Annotated in this window: 15 protein-coding genes; 12 read left to right on the top strand and 3 right to left on the bottom strand. The window is 38.4% G+C overall.

The genetic code is table 11. The features are described from left to right. Window positions 1–522 precede the first annotated feature (522 nt). Window positions 523–1,644 carry a Gfo/Idh/MocA family protein gene (locus tag NU887_RS18525; protein ID WP_258424877.1) on the bottom strand — a complete coding sequence of 374 codons (1,122 nt, stop codon included), beginning with the start codon at window positions 1,642–1,644 and terminating at the stop codon, window positions 523–525. Between the two features lie 304 nt (window positions 1,645–1,948). Here NU887_RS18525 and NU887_RS18520 point away from each other — a divergent pair, with 304 nt between their 5' ends. From NU887_RS18520 to NU887_RS18470, 11 genes are all read left to right on the top strand, one after another. Next, the gene (locus tag NU887_RS18520; RefSeq protein ID WP_258424876.1) at window positions 1,949–2,587 is read left to right on the top strand and encodes a TetR/AcrR family transcriptional regulator; all 639 of its coding nucleotides are present in this window, start codon (window positions 1,949–1,951) and stop codon (window positions 2,585–2,587) included. A 55-nt stretch (window positions 2,588–2,642) separates the two neighbouring features. After that, window positions 2,643–3,998, top strand: a complete 1,356-nt coding sequence (locus tag NU887_RS18515) for a TolC family protein (protein ID WP_258424875.1) — start codon at window positions 2,643–2,645, stop codon at window positions 3,996–3,998. A gap of 7 nt (window positions 3,999–4,005) precedes the next feature. Continuing rightward, complete coding sequence (locus tag NU887_RS18510) at window positions 4,006–5,061, top strand: efflux RND transporter periplasmic adaptor subunit (protein ID WP_258424874.1); 1,056 nt, start codon at window positions 4,006–4,008, stop codon at window positions 5,059–5,061. 1 nt (window position 5,062) lies between these two features. Next, a complete protein-coding gene (locus tag NU887_RS18505; RefSeq protein ID WP_258424873.1) occupies window positions 5,063–8,104 on the top strand; it encodes an efflux RND transporter permease subunit in 3,042 nt (1,013 codons plus the stop codon). Window positions 8,105–8,286: 182 nt separating this feature from the next. Next, a complete protein-coding gene (locus NU887_RS18500) occupies window positions 8,287–8,520 on the top strand; it encodes an acyl carrier protein (protein ID WP_258424872.1) in 234 nt (77 codons plus the stop codon). Between the two features lie 36 nt (window positions 8,521–8,556). Continuing rightward, window positions 8,557–9,633, top strand: a complete 1,077-nt coding sequence (locus NU887_RS18495; protein WP_258424871.1) for an MBL fold metallo-hydrolase — start codon at window positions 8,557–8,559, stop codon at window positions 9,631–9,633. Window positions 9,634–9,768: 135 nt separating this feature from the next. Continuing rightward, on the top strand, window positions 9,769–10,545 hold the full coding sequence (locus tag NU887_RS18490) for a hypothetical protein (RefSeq protein ID WP_258424870.1): 777 nt from the start codon (window positions 9,769–9,771) through the stop codon (window positions 10,543–10,545). Between the two features lie 127 nt (window positions 10,546–10,672). Then, window positions 10,673–11,074 (top strand): DUF6855 family protein, encoded by a 402-nt coding sequence (locus tag NU887_RS18485; RefSeq protein ID WP_258424869.1) that lies wholly within the window; start codon window positions 10,673–10,675, stop codon window positions 11,072–11,074. A 130-nt stretch (window positions 11,075–11,204) separates the two neighbouring features. Beyond that, window positions 11,205–11,681 carry a DUF4199 domain-containing protein gene (locus NU887_RS18480; RefSeq protein WP_258424868.1) on the top strand — a complete coding sequence of 159 codons (477 nt, stop codon included), beginning with the start codon at window positions 11,205–11,207 and terminating at the stop codon, window positions 11,679–11,681. Between the two features lie 17 nt (window positions 11,682–11,698). Continuing rightward, window positions 11,699–12,247 (top strand): DUF4287 domain-containing protein, encoded by a 549-nt coding sequence (locus NU887_RS18475; RefSeq protein WP_258424867.1) that lies wholly within the window; start codon window positions 11,699–11,701, stop codon window positions 12,245–12,247. Between the two features lie 24 nt (window positions 12,248–12,271). Beyond that, the gene (locus NU887_RS18470; protein WP_258424866.1) at window positions 12,272–12,955 is read left to right on the top strand and encodes a hypothetical protein; all 684 of its coding nucleotides are present in this window, start codon (window positions 12,272–12,274) and stop codon (window positions 12,953–12,955) included. Here the strand turns inward: NU887_RS18470 and NU887_RS18465 are convergent. Next, window positions 12,952–14,766 carry an SLC13 family permease gene (locus NU887_RS18465; protein WP_258424865.1) on the bottom strand — a complete coding sequence of 605 codons (1,815 nt, stop codon included), beginning with the start codon at window positions 14,764–14,766 and terminating at the stop codon, window positions 12,952–12,954. The genes NU887_RS18470 and NU887_RS18465 overlap by 4 nt on opposite strands. Window positions 14,767–15,627: 861 nt before the next feature. Here NU887_RS18465 and NU887_RS18460 point away from each other — a divergent pair. Beyond that, window positions 15,628–16,044 carry a response regulator gene (locus NU887_RS18460; RefSeq protein ID WP_258424864.1) on the top strand — a complete coding sequence of 139 codons (417 nt, stop codon included), beginning with the start codon at window positions 15,628–15,630 and terminating at the stop codon, window positions 16,042–16,044. Window positions 16,045–16,161: 117 nt separating this feature from the next. Here the strand turns inward: NU887_RS18460 and NU887_RS18455 are convergent, their stop codons facing one another. Then, on the bottom strand, window positions 16,162–16,602 hold the full coding sequence (locus tag NU887_RS18455; RefSeq protein WP_258424863.1) for a nuclear transport factor 2 family protein: 441 nt from the start codon (window positions 16,600–16,602) through the stop codon (window positions 16,162–16,164). Window positions 16,603–16,783: the final 181 nt, after the last annotated feature.

Below are 16,783 nucleotides of genomic sequence, written 5' to 3'. Positions count from 1 at the left end.
TTCATTTTGGGCATTTATTTGAAACTGAGCTGCGAAGAATACAACGAATAAACAATAAATAATCTTCATATATCATTATAAATTTGTACCAAACTTAAATAGAAGTAACCTCAAAAAAAACGGTGTTTCTGATTTATTTTTTACCATTTTTCTATGAAAAAATCTTTTTGAAATTTTGTGTCCTAAAGGCCTTGTCGAAAGAGGTAATACTTGTTTATATGCAGTTGGAAAAATTTTTGTATTTAATTGATTATCAATTTTTTAATTATTTTAAAAACGAATTTTTATTTAATTTTTCGAGCCTCTTTATTTTATTTTCAAAATGATGTCGGTTTATCTTTTCAAAAGAAAAATATTAAGATTTTACTTCTTTCAAAAAATTAACTTTAACTGATCTTCAAAGGAAATTTAAAGCCTAAAAAATTGAATCATTTGTTGAAAAAGTATTTGAATAAAAAAAGCCTGTGAAACTCCATGATTTCAAGCACGGATTCTCACAGGCCTAAGATTTTTAAGGTTCTATTACAGTTTCAAAGGAACCCTTTTTCCACTTTTGGCTGCCTCAAAAATTGCATCAATGATCTTCATGTCCTTGACGCCTTCTTCTCCATCCACAGGGATAATCGGTTTCTTTCCATCCAAAATTATCATGGCCATCTGATCCATCTGCGTTGTCTGATGCGTGACATGTGGTAAATCAAGTCTGCCTTTGTTCGTCCAGCTTTTTATAGGACCATATCCTGTTGAGGGCTGCATTTCGGCAAATCCCTTTTCTCCGACTAAGAAAAATTTATCAAGGTAGCTTATCGCATAAGTAGAAAGACAGGAAGCAATTACACCACTTGGAAAACCCAACTGAAAAGTAATCGTTTCATCTACGCCTTCCTTAAATTTAACCGGATCTGTTTTCTCCTCCTGTGCAGTGACCCAAACGGGCTCCTCTCCTACCATATACCTAGCTCCATTGATGGAATAGATCCCGATATCCATCATGGCACCACCTCCTGCCAATGCTTTGTTTAATCTCCATTGGGTAGGATCACCTATTTTAAAACCACTTAGGCCTTGGAAGAATTTGATGGTCCCAAATTCTCCTTCTTTTCGCAATCTGACGACTTCTAAGGTATTTGCTTCAAAGTGCATCCTATATCCGATCAATAGTTTTACTCCGGCTTTCCTGCAGGCATTTACCATTTCCTGACCTTCCTTGGCATTGATAGCCATGGGTTTTTCACAGATGACGTGCTTGCCTGCAGCCGCAACTCGGAGACATTGTCCATGATGGAGGGCATTCGGAGTAATGATATAGACCGCATCAATGTCGGGGTTATTTTTGATCGCATCGAAGTTTTCATAATTGTAGCAGTTTTTATCAGGTATGGCATATTTGCTCTGCCATTCTTTGATTTTTGAAGGCGTTCCGCTGATCACACCGGTGATTTTAGCCCGTTTGCAATCCATCATTGCTTCTGCTACCCGATTGCCGTAGCTCCCCAATCCCATAATTGCAACTCTGAGGATAGGTCCGTCCTGCACATCATCGAATATATTCATAGGATTTTCATTTGGTGTGAAACTGAAAGCAAAAGGCAGAATACCTGCACCGACAGTCAGTTTTTGTAAAAAGTCTCTTCGGGATTTCATGGTTATTTAAAGGTTTTGGTTTGTAAGTTATTTGTTTTTTTGACTGAATTTGATTGAAAAGGAGAACTTAAGCCGAAACATTAGGGAAGGCTCTTTTCAAGCAATTTCAATTTAGAGTAAAAAACAGTAATTTGAAAATCAAAAGGGCTAATAAGCTGAATTGGTTAAATCCATCAAATTTGAGCAAAGATGATATCAGGCAATATGTAACTTATCCAAAAATCACAGAATTCGATTGGTCCTTAAATAAAATTTGAAAAAAATCCGGTGGATATTTGGAAAATTAAACACTGTTCAATTAAATTTGCTTGTACAACAAATCATCATGGGCGTAGCCGAAAGAAAAATACGGGAAAAAGAAGAGCTGAAGGACCAAATCCTAAAAGCAGCAAAGAGACTCTTTATTGAAAGAGGCTTTGAAAAAACTTCTATCCGGAACATCGCTGATGAGATCGAATACAGCCCAGGAATCATTTACCATTATTTCCAGGATAAGAATGAGATTTTTTATGCATTGCATCAGGAAGGATTTCAGGAATTAAGGAAAAGAATGGAAATCCTGGGTGCTGTAGAAGACCCAATGAGCCGCTTGAAGGCTATGGGAAGGATTTATATCCAATATGCTTTCGAAAATGCTGACATGTACGACCTGATGTTTATCATAGAAGCACCCATAGATTTTGTAGTAAAAAGGGATGACTTATGTTGGATCGAAGGAGATTCTACTTTTAACTTATTAAGATCTACAGTCAATCAATGCATGCAAAAGGGGCACTTTGAGGGTCATCATCTCGAGGCAATCTCTTTCCTTATTTGGTCTACTGTACACGGAATGGTTTCGCTGAAAATCAGAAAAAGGGTAAATGTGCTTGATGTTGGTGAAGTTGATCAGATTATTGAAAACAGCTACAACTCCTTTCTATTGATTTTGGATCGTAGCTGATATTTTTTTATCGTATCATTAAACAGTGTTCATTAAATTAACATTAAAATATAAAATGGAAAACAGCCACAAAAAATTCTTTATCGGCTTCCTACTTTTCTTTGGAATGTTGGAGGAAGTCCAATCCCAATCGGTACTTAACAATTACCTAGATGAGGGCCTGCAAAACAATCTGGTCTTAAAGGAAAAGAATATATCCTTGGATCAGAGCATATTGGCTTTGAAAGATGCCAAGAGTTTTTTCCTTCCTTCAATTGATTTTGGAGCCACATATACGGTGGCAGATGGAGGTAGGGCTATTGTCCTTCCGATCGGCGACCTGTTGAATGGTGTTTATTCCTCCTTAAACACACTGTTGGATAGGCAAGCATTTCCCCAGATACAAAACGTGGAAGAGCAATTCCTGGCAAATAACTTTTACGATGCAAGAGTACGCATCTCCTACCCTGTCATTAACCCAGACCTTCACTTCAACAAACAGATCCGTGACCAATCGGTGAGGCTTGAGGAATTTGAAATTGAGATCTATAAAGCCGAACTGACCAAAAATATCAAACAAGCTTATTACAAATATTGCCTAGCCTATACTGCCAAGCAGATTTTGGAGGAATCAAAAATCCTTGTCCAACAAAATCTCAAAGACAATAAATCCCTATTAGCCAACGGAAAAGGCCTTCCTGCCCAGGTTTTAAGGGCTGAAAGTGAAGTTGAAAACATCAATTCACAACTCATTGAAGCGGAAAACAGGATGAAAAATGCCGCCTACTATGTCAACTTCCTGATCAATAGGCCTATCGAAAGTGAAGTCATTTTTGAGACACAGTCCATCAATGAAATGGAAATTGACAACCTGATGCAGGAAGAAGACTTCTCAGACAGGGCTGAAATCCACAAAATCAATACGGCCAAAGGAATTCAGGAAACAGCCTTGAGAATGAATCAGAATTTTGCCATACCTAGACTCAACACCTTTGCGGATTTTGGAATGCAAGGCTTTGAATTCGATGTCAGCGATCAAAGCCGGTATTTCATGCTTGGCGTAAACATGTCCTTTCCGATATTCCAAGGCGGCAGAAACAGGAATGCCATCACTAGAGCCAAAAATGAAATTACAAATTTGACTTACCAGACTGAGCTTTTGGATGATTCTATTGAAATGGCTATCCGAGCCGCAAAAAATAACATCAAAGCGGCAGAAGCGGCAAAATACTCTGCCGAACAAAACCTAAGATCAGCCACTGCATACTTGAGGTTGATTGATCGGGGCTATAAAGAAGGAACCAATTCTTTGATAGAATTCATCGATGCCCGAAACCAATTCACACTGTCAGAATTGAAACTCACCATTGCTAACTACAGCCTGCTTTCCGCTGTGGCCGAACTTGAAAGAGAACTACAAACTTTGAACTGATACTACCATGAAATCCACATTCCTCTACCTCCTATTTCCTATCATAGGAATTACTTTCCTCCAAGGCTGCGGCACGAAAGGAAATTCGATGAATACCGAAATCCCAACCGGAGAGATACCTGTCAAAATCAAGCAAATATCTGTCTCCGAAGGGAACCTTGAAATCGATGCCACAGGCCAATTCACTACCGATGACGAGACCATGCTTTCTTTCAAAACCGGCGGCATCATATCACAGGTTTTGGTGTCGGAAGGCGATGTTATCCGAAAAGGCCAACTCTTGGCAACTTTGGACCTAACCGAAATCAACACTGCTGTGAATCAAGCCCGGTTAGGCTATGAAAAAGCTAAAAGAGACTATGAAAGGGTACAAAGACTTTTGGCTGACTCTGTCGCTACAGTCGAACAGGCTCAAAACAGCAAAACAGCATTGGACATTGCTGCGGAAAGCCTAGAGGCTGCCAGATTCAACCAAGACTACTCTCAGATCAGAGCAATCAGCAATGGAAATGTGCTGAAAAAATTTGTCAATCCCGGACAGCAGATAGCGCCAGGTTCACCGGTTTTTCAGACCAACGGATCCGGGAAAGGAAGCTGGAAGCTGAAGGTCTCTTTAAGTGACAAAGAATGGGCCATGGTCAAAGAAGGTGATAAGGTCAATATCTCAACTCCTGTCGAACCAGAGAAATTATATACAGGCAAGGTAAAAAGAAAGTCAAAAGTCGCCGATCCGACGACAGGCACCTATCAGGTGGAAATTGAATTCACAGAAAAAGCTCCTGATTATCTTGCTTCCGGTATGTTTGGAACTGCAAAGGTCCTATCAGAAACAAGTCAACAAACATGGTTTGTCCCCTATGAATCCATCTTGGATGCCAATTCCGGTAAGGGATTTGTCTTTGTAACAAATGATGGGAAAACTGCCCAAAAAGTAAGTGTCAAAATCGGTAAAATCTATCCCGATAAAGTACAGATTACCGAAGGGTTGGAAGGATATTCCAAGCTGATCGTTTCAGGAAGTGCCTATTTGACAGACCTATCTCCTATTTCAATCCAAGACTGATATGCGTATTTCTAATTTTGCAGTAAAAAACTACCAGTTTACCCTGGTTATTTTCCTGATGACGATCGCATTGGGGTTGACGACATTTTTGAACATGCCAAGAAGTGAGGATCCTGCTACTGACGGACCGCAATTTCCTGTAATTGTAGTATATCCGGGAACTAGCCCTGCAGATATGGAAGAGTTGGTGGTGGACCCTTTAGAAAAAAGAATCTATGCCCTTGAGGATATTAAGAAAATCAAAACCACCATTTCTGACGGTGTTGCAGTGCTCAATGTGGATTACAAATATGAGTCAAATGTGAATGACAAGTATCAAGAACTCGTCCGTGAAATCAACAGTATGAGGAATGAATTGCCTCAGGACATATATAGCATAGATGTCAATAAGGTTTCACCTTCCAATGTCAACATCCTTCAGATTGGACTGATAAGTGAAAACAGTTCCAGAGAAAACCTGAAGAAATATGCCGAAAGGTTACAGGAAGAACTTGAAAAAGTCAATGCCCTCAAGGAAGTAGAAATCTTTGGGCTTCCCAACGAAATAGTCAGGATAGACCTTCACTTAGACCAAATGGCCCGAATGAACATTCCTGTCCAGGCAGTACTCGGGAGCATCCAAAGTGAAATTGGTAATATTCCCGGTGGAACTATTGAGGCAGGAAACAAGGCTTTCAATGTAAAAACCTCCGGAGATTATAAAGACCTCGAGGAAATCGCCAATACGCAGGTCATTGCTTTCCAAGGAAGAAATGTGGCTCTCAAGGATATTGCTGACGTCCATTTTGACTATGAGGAAAACAAACACATCACTAGATTGAATGGATACAGGACAGTTTTTGTCAACGCTGCACTAAAAGAAGGCAGTAATATTTCTCAGGTTCAGGAGCAATACCTTCCAGTATTGGAAAAATTCAAAACCAGCCTTCCTTCCAATATTGACATGGTTTTGGCTTTTGATCAAGCTGAATTTGTCAACAAAAGATTGGGCGGGCTAGGTTTTGACTTTGTCATTGCGATTCTTTTGGTTTCCATCACTTTGCTGCCTCTCGGCGGTCGTGCAGCTGCAATAGTCATGATATCCATACCGCTATCATTAGCGATAGGTTTGGTTTTGCTCAATGCCTTAGGGTATAGCCTCAATCAGTTGAGTATTGTCGGACTTGTAGTAGCCCTCGGCTTATTGGTAGATGACAGCATCGTCGTTGTTGAAAATATTGAGCGTTGGATTCGGGAAGGGCATTCAAGGATGGAAGCTACGCTGTTGGGGACCAAACAGATCGGTCTGTCTGTAATAGGTTGTACCATCACATTGATCATTGCCTTCATGCCTTTGGTTTTCCTTCCGGAAGGTTCAGGAGATTTCATCAGAAGTCTTCCAATAGCTGTCATTACTAGTGTATTGGCATCGATGTTTGTTTCTCTTACAATAATTCCCTTCCTTTCGAGCAGAATTTTGAAAGAACATGTTGAAGGCCATCAGGGAAATCTATTCTTGCGGTCACTACAAAAAGCGATTTCTGTAAGTTATGCTCCTCTGTTAGAAAGATCTTTAAGAAAACCAGTTCAAACCTTAGTCATTGCTCTTGTTGTATTCGCTTCATCAATGGCTTTGTTTCCTGTTATTGGCTTCAGCCTTTTTCCTGCTTCAGAAAAGCCACAATTCCTGGTCAACATCATCACTCCGATCCAAACCAAAATCGGAGAAACTGATGCGGTTACAAAAAAAGTGGAAGCAGTCCTTAAAGACATTCCTGAAATCCAATTTTTCTCCACCAATGTGGGAAAAGGAAATCCAAGGATTTATTACAACGTAATTCCGGAAAATGAAAGGACTGATTTTGCGCAGATTTTTGTACAGTTGGACCCCAATTCCTCAGTAAAAGAAAAAGTCAGGATTACAGAATCCCTCAGAAGCCAGTTCAACACTTTTCCTGGGGCAAAAATTGAAGTCAAAAACTTTGAACAGGGGCCCCCGGTTACAGCACCTGTTGAAGTGCGCCTTTCCGGAGAAAACCTCGATAGTCTAAGGGTCATTTCCGCTAAAGTTGAAAAACTGATTCAGGAAACTCCAGGAACCATCTATATCAACAATCCTGTCAGCAATCTTAAAACTGACATCAAAGTCGCAATCCAAAAAGAAAAAGCAAGGTCTTTGGGAATCAACATCATGGAAGTAGACCGCACAGTAAGGTTAGCTGTAGCAGGACTGAAATTGGGTTCCTATTCTGATGCCAACGGTGACCAAAAAGAGATCATTGTCACCAGTCCAAAGGAAGAAAGGGCCTCTTTAATAAGTTTTAACAAACTTTTTATAAACAACAATCAAGGTGCCGCCATTCCCATTGAGCAGATTGCAGATCTGGAATTTGAAAGTTCCCCGCTTCTCATCAGCCACTACAACAAAACCCGTACAGTTTCCGTCACGGCTTTTGTGCAAGAGGGTTTTTTGGCAGATAGGGTTATCAATGAAGTAAGTGCCAAAGTAGAAAAAGTTACCATGCCGGAAGGTTATAATTTCAAAATGGCAGGCGAAGCCGAGACAAGAGAAGAGTCTTTTGGCGGTTTTCAGACGGTGATTATCGTTACGGTTTTCCTCTTCATCGCAGTTTTGATATTGTTATTTAAAACCTTTAAGAGTACAATCATCGTATTATCCGTGATTCCGTTGGGAATGGTCGGTGCGTTGGCGGCCTTATGGATTACCGGAAACTCGCTATCATTCGTTGCGATCATCGGTTTGATCGCTTTGGCAGGAATTGAGGTGAAGAATTCTATTTTGCTTGTAGACTTTACCAACCAACTCCGGGCAGAAGGAAAGTCACTCGACGCAGCCATACGGGAAGCGGGAGAAATTAGGTTTTTACCGATAGTATTGACCACCCTTACTGCTATTGGCGGCCTGATGCCAATCGCTTGGTCAACTAACCCGTTGATATCACCTCTTGCAATAGTGCTCATAGGGGGATTGATCAGTTCGACTGTCTTATCTAGGATCGTGACCCCGGTTGTCTATAAGTTATTACCACCTAGAATTCAGTAAGCAGTATTTCAGGGATCAGTTTTCAGAAAAACAGTGACCGCAATTCAGTGAAAATTGTTGATTAAAAAGTAAAAAATTTCATAGAGAGAACAAGTTATCGGAATTCCAGCTTAGAATGTGTGTAAGACTTTGAATTGAAAAAATATAAACAAACCAATTATTATTTAAAACCTCTACCCACCATGAACAAAATTTCAAACATGAAAAAGGCGATCGGTGTATTCCGAAGCTATGGCATCCCATTGTCAGGAAAACAAAAGTCGGCTAATTTTTACAAAGAACTCCACATGGACAAAGTCTATGTGGATGGCTTGATCTTCGAGTTGGAACTTGAACTCAACAAAATCCTGGAAGAAGAAAAAATAGCACTTTTAGAAACCCCATCTGAATTGCTTCAGGAATTATTGGCAGCATAAACTTTCCTTCAGTTAAGCTGTTGGGTCAATGAAGCAATGAAAAAGAAATCCTACCTTCTGGTTTTACTGATTCCATTGATTTTCATTTTCCTAAAAAATGAAGATGATGCACCTATGAAACCTAAATTCACCTCAAATCCACAACTTACTACCATCAAACCCAATGATGACTGGAAAGGAAATCCATTGGATGACAATGGAAGATTTGTAAATCTGTACCAGCCATTTGAATCAAGTTTTGGAGATGTATTGAAATGGCAAACTAGCAAAAATCCACAGAAAGCAGAGAAGAAAGCAGAAACCAGGTTTTTGACAGTGGAATTCGATTCCACTGTCTTTCTTGGTCAAGAAGACTACCTTATTTGGTTGGGACATGCTTCGTACCTGATGAGAATCCAAGGAAAAGTTTTCCTAACAGATCCGCTTCTCATCGATAATACTTTTCTGAAAAGAGAGAGCCCTTTGCCGTTTCCTTTGGAAAAAATGCCCAAACTCGATTATATCCTATTGTCGCATAATCATCGGGACCATTGTGATGAAAACTCGATTAAATACCTGACCAACGCCAATCCTTCCCTGAAAATCCTGACAGGTTTGGGTCTTGAAAGTGTAATTAAAGGTTGGACCAACGGTCATGAAATCGAAGAAGCAGGATGGTATCAACAGTATTCGCTTTTGGATAGTGGTCTGACGATCACCTATGTTCCGAGTAGGCATTGGTCCAGGCGATGGCTGACTGATGAAAACAAGAGTCTTTGGGGAGGTTTTTACATCCAAAACGGAGATCAGTCCATTTTCTTTATGGGAGATAGCGGTAAAGGTGAGCATTTTGAAGACATCAAAAATACCCTTGGAACACCTGATTTTTGCCTGATGGGAGTCGGGGCTTACAAGCCGGAGTGGTTTATGCACCAAGCCCATATCAGCCCAAAAGACGCAATTGATGCATTCAATACCTTGGAAGGGAAATATTTTGTCCCCATGCATTTTGGCACTTTTAACCTTTCAGATGAACCTAGGATGGAACCTTGGGATGTCTTGGTATCCAATAAAGAATCTATCAAAGGAAAATTGGTTGAGCCTGTGGTTGGGAAAAATCTTCTTCTCAATTGATTTTATTTTTTATAAATAAGAAAGCATTTATTTTTTTGTAGTTCACAAATTAAGCCTTGAGCTTAATTGTATATGATTTTTTGAGAATTTCGAATGGTATATCCTATCTTAATTAGAAAATTTAAAACCCATCTTATGAAATCCTTCCTATTGTTAATCCTATTCGCATTTGTGATGCACATTTCCTTTGCTCAAACCTCTTCTAAAATTGACCGAAGCAAATACTTCAAACTTGAAAAAGCTTCGGAAAATTCCAATAATTTCCGAACAGAACTCTATTCTGATATTGATACCACTTGGGCAAATTGGCAATTTCGGGGCTATAATTTTGGTTTCGATCCCAAGCTTACGCCAATTTACACCACGGTAAATGGTATCCTCAGCACACCATACATGATACAGGTCCGTGGAAATGAGATAGAAAGAAATAGAAAAAGGTGGGGATTCCATGTTTTTGAAGGATATGCCAAAGATGACAAATCCCGTATTACCCTGTTGCTCAACAAGCATGTCGAAAATGATAAACCGGTAGCTGAACTGTATTATTACGGAACAGAATACAACCATTCAGAACTTGCTTATAATTGGTTTAGGATTGGTTCAGATGTCAGGCAACATTCCTTTCTTTTTAGCAGGGACAAGGCAATATTTTATGGTTCTTTGAAACTGTCCAACACACTTACCTTGGGAAACATTGGCAAAGAGGATTTGAGAGAAGAAGAACCAAAAGGCGATGCAGAAGTGAATTTTGAAGAAAGCGCTAAATATGTCAATCACAAAGCACTAAAAGAAAGTGAAAACGGCACCATGTTTTACGACAAAGACAACAATATCGTGGTCATCAAAGTCAATGGAGAATGGATGAAGTTGGTGGTTGAAAAACTTCCTGAGAACATCAAATATGACTTTTGATATTAGTGTTTAAGGATATCTTTCGTTAACAAATATTCAAAATAGGAAAAAAAAGGTACCAATAGCCATCAATCCGGTTTTTAATTCATTTAAGTTCATTGGATTAAACCACTAGAAAAGACCCAAAATGGAAGAAGGCACAAAAAACAACCCTTGGAAACTTAAAACTCCCCCACTGACATCTGAATATGAAATGTATTTGGATGTCAAAGAAGGTAAAGAAGTCATCGTATGTGTTGTAGGAAAAACAACACTTTTATATGATTTCCGATGCTTAAATGACCTACACCAAATGCTTAAATCGAATGGTGATTGGATAGAATTGGGAAGCGCAGACGAACAAAAACCTGCCAAAGAAGGTACAGTTGAAGCTTGGGGCCGCTCTGAATCCAATCCAATCGGTGGCTGGTATGGGTTAAAAAAAGGCTTGCGTGGACGATTCGGAATGTATATTCCTCCTTTGATGGAAAGACTTGGCTTAGCCGAAGTCACACATGATTCCAAAGGAAACAAAATGAAAGCCAAATAATTTTATATAATTAACTAGTTTTCGTTAAAATTATCCTCTCGATTTTTTTTATACAAAATTAAATTTTTTAAATTTTCATTGTACATGTCCTGATTTTGGACATTTGCCACAAAACCCAAACTCCGGCTATATGAAAAACATCAAAATTGAAATCAAATGGGCAATCATCTTTGCCATAATGTCCCTGCTTTGGATGTTATTGGAAAAAGCCGTTGGATTGCATGACGCCCACATTGACAAACACGTCATATACACCAATTTTATCGCCATTCCGGCTATTGCTGTTTATGTTTTTGGATTAATGGATAAAAGGAAAAATTTTTATCATGGCAAAATGACCTATTTACAAGGTTTTATAAGCGGTTTGATCATCACAGTATTTGTCACAGTCCTCAGTCCGTTGACCCAATATATTACCTCGACCTTCATAACTCCGGATTATTTCCAAAATGCCATAGCTTATGGAGTTTCTTCTGGAAAAACAACACAGGAAGCGGCAGAAGCATATTTCAACCTTGAAAGTTACATCATCCAAGGATTGATCGGAGCGCCAATAATGGGATTGGTTACAACAGCAATTGTTTCAATTTTTATCATGAAAAAATAATTTAAACCCAGAAAACCATGGATAAAGCAGAACAGACAATGTTGGAAAACCTTTACAAAAACACAGGAAAAACGCTGCCGCAATGGGTAGACGAAGTCAAAAAGCTCAATTTCGTAAAACATGGTCAGATCATGAAGCACCTCAAAGAGGAATTGGGATTAACCCATGGTTTTGCCAACCTGATCGCATTAAAAACATTGGCAACAGACGCCGGTTCTTTCGAGAATAAAGATGACCTGATAGACAGCCAATACAAAGGGAAAGAGCACTTTAGACCTGTTTATGACAGGTTGATTGAGGAAATCTCCAAATTTGGAGATGATATTGAAATTTCACCAAAAATGGCAAATGTCAGCTTGCGAAGGAAAAAACAATTTGCTTTGCTTCACCCTGTCACAAAGACGAGGTTTGAAATTGGGATCAATCTCAAAGGTCAGGAACCAAGTGGAAAACTCCTCCCAAGCGGCAATGCCATGTGTACGCACAAAATCAACCTGACCCAAATCAATGACATAGACCAAGAAGTCTTTGATTGGTTAAGGAAAGCCTATGAAAACGCTGGTTAAAATCCAGTACAACATTCCTTTTTTATGCAAGCATTGATCCTTACTCCAACACCACATTTAAGTTCTAGCATTGATTTTTATCTAAAACTTGGATTCTCTCAGGTTTCTGAAAATCCAATCTTTATGACTGATGGAAAATCCTTTATAGAAATCAGTCCGGATAGGTATTCAAGGTCAGGATTTAAATTTTTTAAGAAAACTTGGAAAGAAGAAATCAAAAAACTAGAATCCATCACAAAAGTCATCCAAATCAAAGAAGGGTATCTGATTTCAGATGGTAATGGGGTTTGGATATATTTGATCGAAAGAATTCCTGAATTAGTATGCAGCGATAAAGAAGCTTCTTACAGTGTTTTGGGAAATTATATGGGAATCAGCCTAGAGTCAATCGATCCAAAAAAATCATTTGAAATCTATCAGGCCATCGGATTTGAGTTGGTTTTTGGTACGTTGGAAGGTGGTTTTTTCTCATTGGCCAACCATGGATTTACAATTACTTTGATGAAACCGAATTCCTGTCCCCATCTGTTTTTCAATCCTTCACTGACTTATTTCAACGGGAAAAACAATCCAGAAATCATCTCCAAAATCAGGACTTTAAAAATACCGATCACAGAGGAAATTACCTATTTTAACAAAGAAGGTATCGTAGACAATATCATCATCCGCGATCCCGGAGGTTTGGGATTTTTTATTTTTAATGATTAAAAGGGCAAAATCAAAGGGATCAGAAAAACGGCAATGATCATAACGATGATGGTAAATGGCACTCCTATCTTCACAAAATCACCAAACTTATAATTCCCAGGTCCTACGACCAAGGTATTTACAGGGGAAGAAACAGGAGTCATAAATGCAGAAGAGGCTGCCAATATCACCGACATGGCAAAAGGATAGGGTGAAAGTCCTAAATCAAAAGCCATAGCTATGGCGATTGGAGCCATCAATACTGCAGTAGCAGTATTTGAAATAAATAACCCCAAAACCGCTGTAATAAAAAACAATGCAGCAATGGCTACCCAAGGTGCACTTTCACCAACAAGATTGATCAAACCATCGGCAGCCAATTCAACACCGCCGGTCCTTTGCAGTGCAATTGAAAACGGCATCATACCCACAATCAGAACCAGGCTTTTCCATGAAATGGAATTATACGCACTGTTCATATCAATAATCCTAAAAAATCCCATGGCAAGACAACCCAAAATTACAGCATGGACATTAGGCAAAATACCCGTCACCATGGCCATGACGACCAAAAACAAAATTACAATAGCATGACGGGCTTTATCTGCAGCAGGCAGGACTTCTTCAAATTCCACAGGCAAATTGAGAAGGACAAGTTCATCAGACTCAAGTCCCATCCTTTTGATATCTTCCCAAAAACCGGCTATCAAAATTGTATCCCCTACCTTGAGCTGCTTTTCCAAAAAATCTTCTAAAATAGGCTGATTGCCCCTCCAAAGTCCAATTACTGTTAATCCTGATTCAGATCTCAACCTTGCTTCTTTAACAGTTTTCCCAATCAAATCCGATTCGGCAGGAATGATCGCTTCGATCATACCCAATTCCTGGGACAAGGAAGTGAGATAACCTTTTCCTCCTGAAAGATTGATTTTTTCGACGCCATATTTTTCTGAAAGGCCTTTTAAGTCAACATCATGGACTCTTACATCCAAAAACAAGATATCATCCACCAAGAAATCCATAATCTTGGTAGGCCTTATAAAAACATTCTTGCTTCCTTCTTTTCTTTCTACAGCCAATAATTTTAAACCATCTAGTTTAAGATCCAATTCATTGATTTTAAACCCTAAAAGAATAGAGTCAGGCATTATTTTGACCCTGTATTCCCTATCGATTAGTTCATATTTTTTTATCCAGTCCTTGAAATTGGGCTTTCTTTTCTTCTTGTTGGAATTACTTGCATTATCAGGGAGCCATTTTCTAGCAAACAACATGTAAACAACCCCCAAAGCCAAAATCGCCAAACCAAATGGAGTTATGGTAAAAAAACCAAGTCCCTTTTCACCCTGTCGGATAAGTTCCGAATTCACCACCAAATTGGGAGCGGTGGAAATCAAAGTTAGCATCCCGCTGATCAGTGCTGCAAAACTCATAGGCATCATGAGGTGACTCGGAGAAATTCCAGTATTGCTGCAGATTCTAAAAACTACCGGTATAAATATGGCAACAATGGCCGTGGAACTCATCACTGAACCTAATCCCGCCACAGCAAGCATCAATAAAACAAGAAGTTTTGTTTCATTCCCTCCTGCCTTTTCATTGATCCAATCACCAACATTCCTTGCCACCCCTGTTCTGACCAATCCTTCCCCCATTACAAACAAAACAGCAATTAAGATAATATTGGGATCACTAAAACCAATGAGCGCTTCCTCTACAGTGATAATCCCAGTGATTGGAAGGGCCGCAATCATAATTACCCCCACAGCATCCATTCTCGGTTTATTTTTGACAAACATGAAAATAGCAGCAATCAGCAAGGCCAAAACCATAATCAATTTGACATTTGGATTCGAAACCGTTGTAGTATTTAAAAAACTTGTAACACTCGTAAACAAAACGAAACCAATCTTATTAATTAAAGGAAACTGAAAAAATTGATGTAAATATGCTATTTCCATTATTTGGTAAAAATCAATTTGTGAATAACTGCAATAGCGCAAAGGTAAACCATTATAAAAAAAACACCTCAGTTTTTCCTTTTTTTGGACGGGGAAGATTTTTTGAAACTGACCGTCAGGAAATGGAAGTATCCGATTCGTAAGGCAAATCCTGAGATAAATATTAAATAGCCAAGTATTTTGGCATGAATTCGATATCCTAAATAAAGAAGTGAAAAATACCTACAAAAAACACATATGATGAAAATCCAATGACTTTTTCCATAAATGGTTGTATTTTTAAAGGAGATTTAAGATCATAAAGACCCGCTTGGAATTAATCCAAAAACTGAAAATTTTCTGTTTGAGTATGACTTTGATCAGTTTTTAGTAGAGTACAAAATTGAAAAAGAGCTAATTGTACTTCTATTTTATTTTGTTTTTCTTTAAAATTCTTGTTTTTACTTGAAAATTTTCAATTATTCTTGAAAAAATCGAATAATTGAATGGGGCGTTTGGTTCAAAAAGGGTTGAGATGCGTTTTTGTTGGGATAAAAAGCATATTAATTTCTTAATATGAGTTTAATGGCATTATTTTATTGACCTATTAATCAGATACTTATATATGAATTGTACTTTTTTCATATAAATGTCAAACCAAAATTTCTTTTTTTAAAAAGTAATTTACTAGATTTAAAAATCAAATTCATAAATACCAAATACCTCACCCGGAATTATATAGTTCACCCCACTATGAATTACACAAATAAATGGAACAGAATCATTTTGGTCGATGATGATGTTGTCACAAATCATGTTCACAAAAAACTTATCAGCCACTTAGGTTTTGATGGAGAAGTGATTTCCCTTCCGGATGGCAGTCAAGCCATGAACTACATCAGTTCAAATATTGAAAAGCCACAACCAAGAAAACGGGGAGAAAAGCAACTTGTGCTTTTGGACCTGCACATGCCAAAGACAAATGGATGGAATTTTTTACAACAATTCATGAAGTTTGATAAAAGGACCAAGAATAAATTTAAAATCGTAATGATCAGCAGTTCTATCCATCCTGATGACATTGATCCGATCACAAAAATACCTGAAATACAAGAATACATCATTAAACCGATCTCAGTAGACCACATGAAAAAACTGATATACGGTTAAAAAATCAAATCAATGCCATTTTTTTATAAATCTAGCCTCAATCCAATTTAAAAGTCCTTGACCAAGCCAATCCGGCAAATAGTCAAGGACTTTTTTCAATAGAAGGCTATTTTCTGTTTATAATTTATAGGCTTGCCTTGCCAAAAGCTTCCACCCTGATTTTTCTTTTTCCCAAACCATCATATTTCCAATCCTGATATTAACTGGATCTCCTGCAGGGTTTTTGCCCTTTATTGTCAATATATGGCTTACTGTGGCTGTCTTTTTTGATAAATGGATAACCTCTTTTTCACGATCAATAGATATGTATGAAAGCGGTGATTTGCTGACCACCTCATCTACAAATCCTGATTTATCCTGAACCAATCCGCTCGAATGTCCATAGTGGAGCGCATCAGAAAGAAGTGGATTGAGCATCTCTCTATCTGCGGCTATCATGGCTACCACCAACCTGTCAATTGATTTTGATACATTTTGTTCTTCAGCCGATTGGGCTGATGATTCGTTTCTTAAACCCAAGAAAAGAATAAGGAAGTAGAGGAAGATTTGCTTTTTCATATATTTAAAGGTAATTGTTTATCCTCTCGGAATCAATCATTTGACCTGATGCATTTCAAAGGATTTATTTGATCGGTTAATTATAAATTTTGATCAATACATTCAGCTTATTTTTGGGGTAGCCATGTTTTAAAATAAAAGAAATTCATCGAAGTTTGATAAAATCCGATAGGCTTAAATA

The sequence above is a fragment of the Aquiflexum gelatinilyticum genome (assembly GCF_024741135.1).
GTDB lineage: Bacteria > Bacteroidota > Bacteroidia > Cytophagales > Cyclobacteriaceae > Cognataquiflexum > Cognataquiflexum gelatinilyticum.
The sequence above is the reverse complement of the archived record's forward strand: the minus strand, read 5'-3'. Positions and strand labels throughout refer to the sequence as shown.

Bases quoted from the DNA above. Each gene is read 5' to 3' on its own strand.
- NU887_RS18470 (WP_258424866.1), top strand. From the start codon at position 12,272: ATGCAAGCATTGATCCTTACTCCAACACCACATTTAAGTTCTAGCATT.
- NU887_RS18475 (WP_258424867.1), top strand. From the start codon at position 11,699: ATGGATAAAGCAGAACAGACAATGTTGGAAAACCTTTACAAAAACACA.
- NU887_RS18455 (WP_258424863.1), bottom strand. From the start codon at position 16,602: ATGAAAAAGCAAATCTTCCTCTACTTCCTTATTCTTTTCTTGGGTTTA.
- NU887_RS18480 (WP_258424868.1), top strand. From the start codon at position 11,205: ATGAAAAACATCAAAATTGAAATCAAATGGGCAATCATCTTTGCCATA.
- NU887_RS18465 (WP_258424865.1), bottom strand. From the start codon at position 14,766: ATGGTTTTGGCCTTGCTGATTGCTGCTATTTTCATGTTTGTCAAAAAT.
- NU887_RS18500 (WP_258424872.1), top strand. From the start codon at position 8,287: ATGAACAAAATTTCAAACATGAAAAAGGCGATCGGTGTATTCCGAAGC.
- NU887_RS18495 (WP_258424871.1), top strand. From the start codon at position 8,557: ATGAAAAAGAAATCCTACCTTCTGGTTTTACTGATTCCATTGATTTTC.
- NU887_RS18505 (WP_258424873.1), top strand. From the start codon at position 5,063: ATGCGTATTTCTAATTTTGCAGTAAAAAACTACCAGTTTACCCTGGTT.
- NU887_RS18485 (WP_258424869.1), top strand. From the start codon at position 10,673: ATGGAAGAAGGCACAAAAAACAACCCTTGGAAACTTAAAACTCCCCCA.
- NU887_RS18460 (WP_258424864.1), top strand. From the start codon at position 15,628: ATGAATTACACAAATAAATGGAACAGAATCATTTTGGTCGATGATGAT.
- NU887_RS18510 (WP_258424874.1), top strand. From the start codon at position 4,006: ATGAAATCCACATTCCTCTACCTCCTATTTCCTATCATAGGAATTACT.
- NU887_RS18490 (WP_258424870.1), top strand. From the start codon at position 9,769: ATGAAATCCTTCCTATTGTTAATCCTATTCGCATTTGTGATGCACATT.
- NU887_RS18515 (WP_258424875.1), top strand. From the start codon at position 2,643: ATGGAAAACAGCCACAAAAAATTCTTTATCGGCTTCCTACTTTTCTTT.
- NU887_RS18525 (WP_258424877.1), bottom strand. From the start codon at position 1,644: ATGAAATCCCGAAGAGACTTTTTACAAAAACTGACTGTCGGTGCAGGT.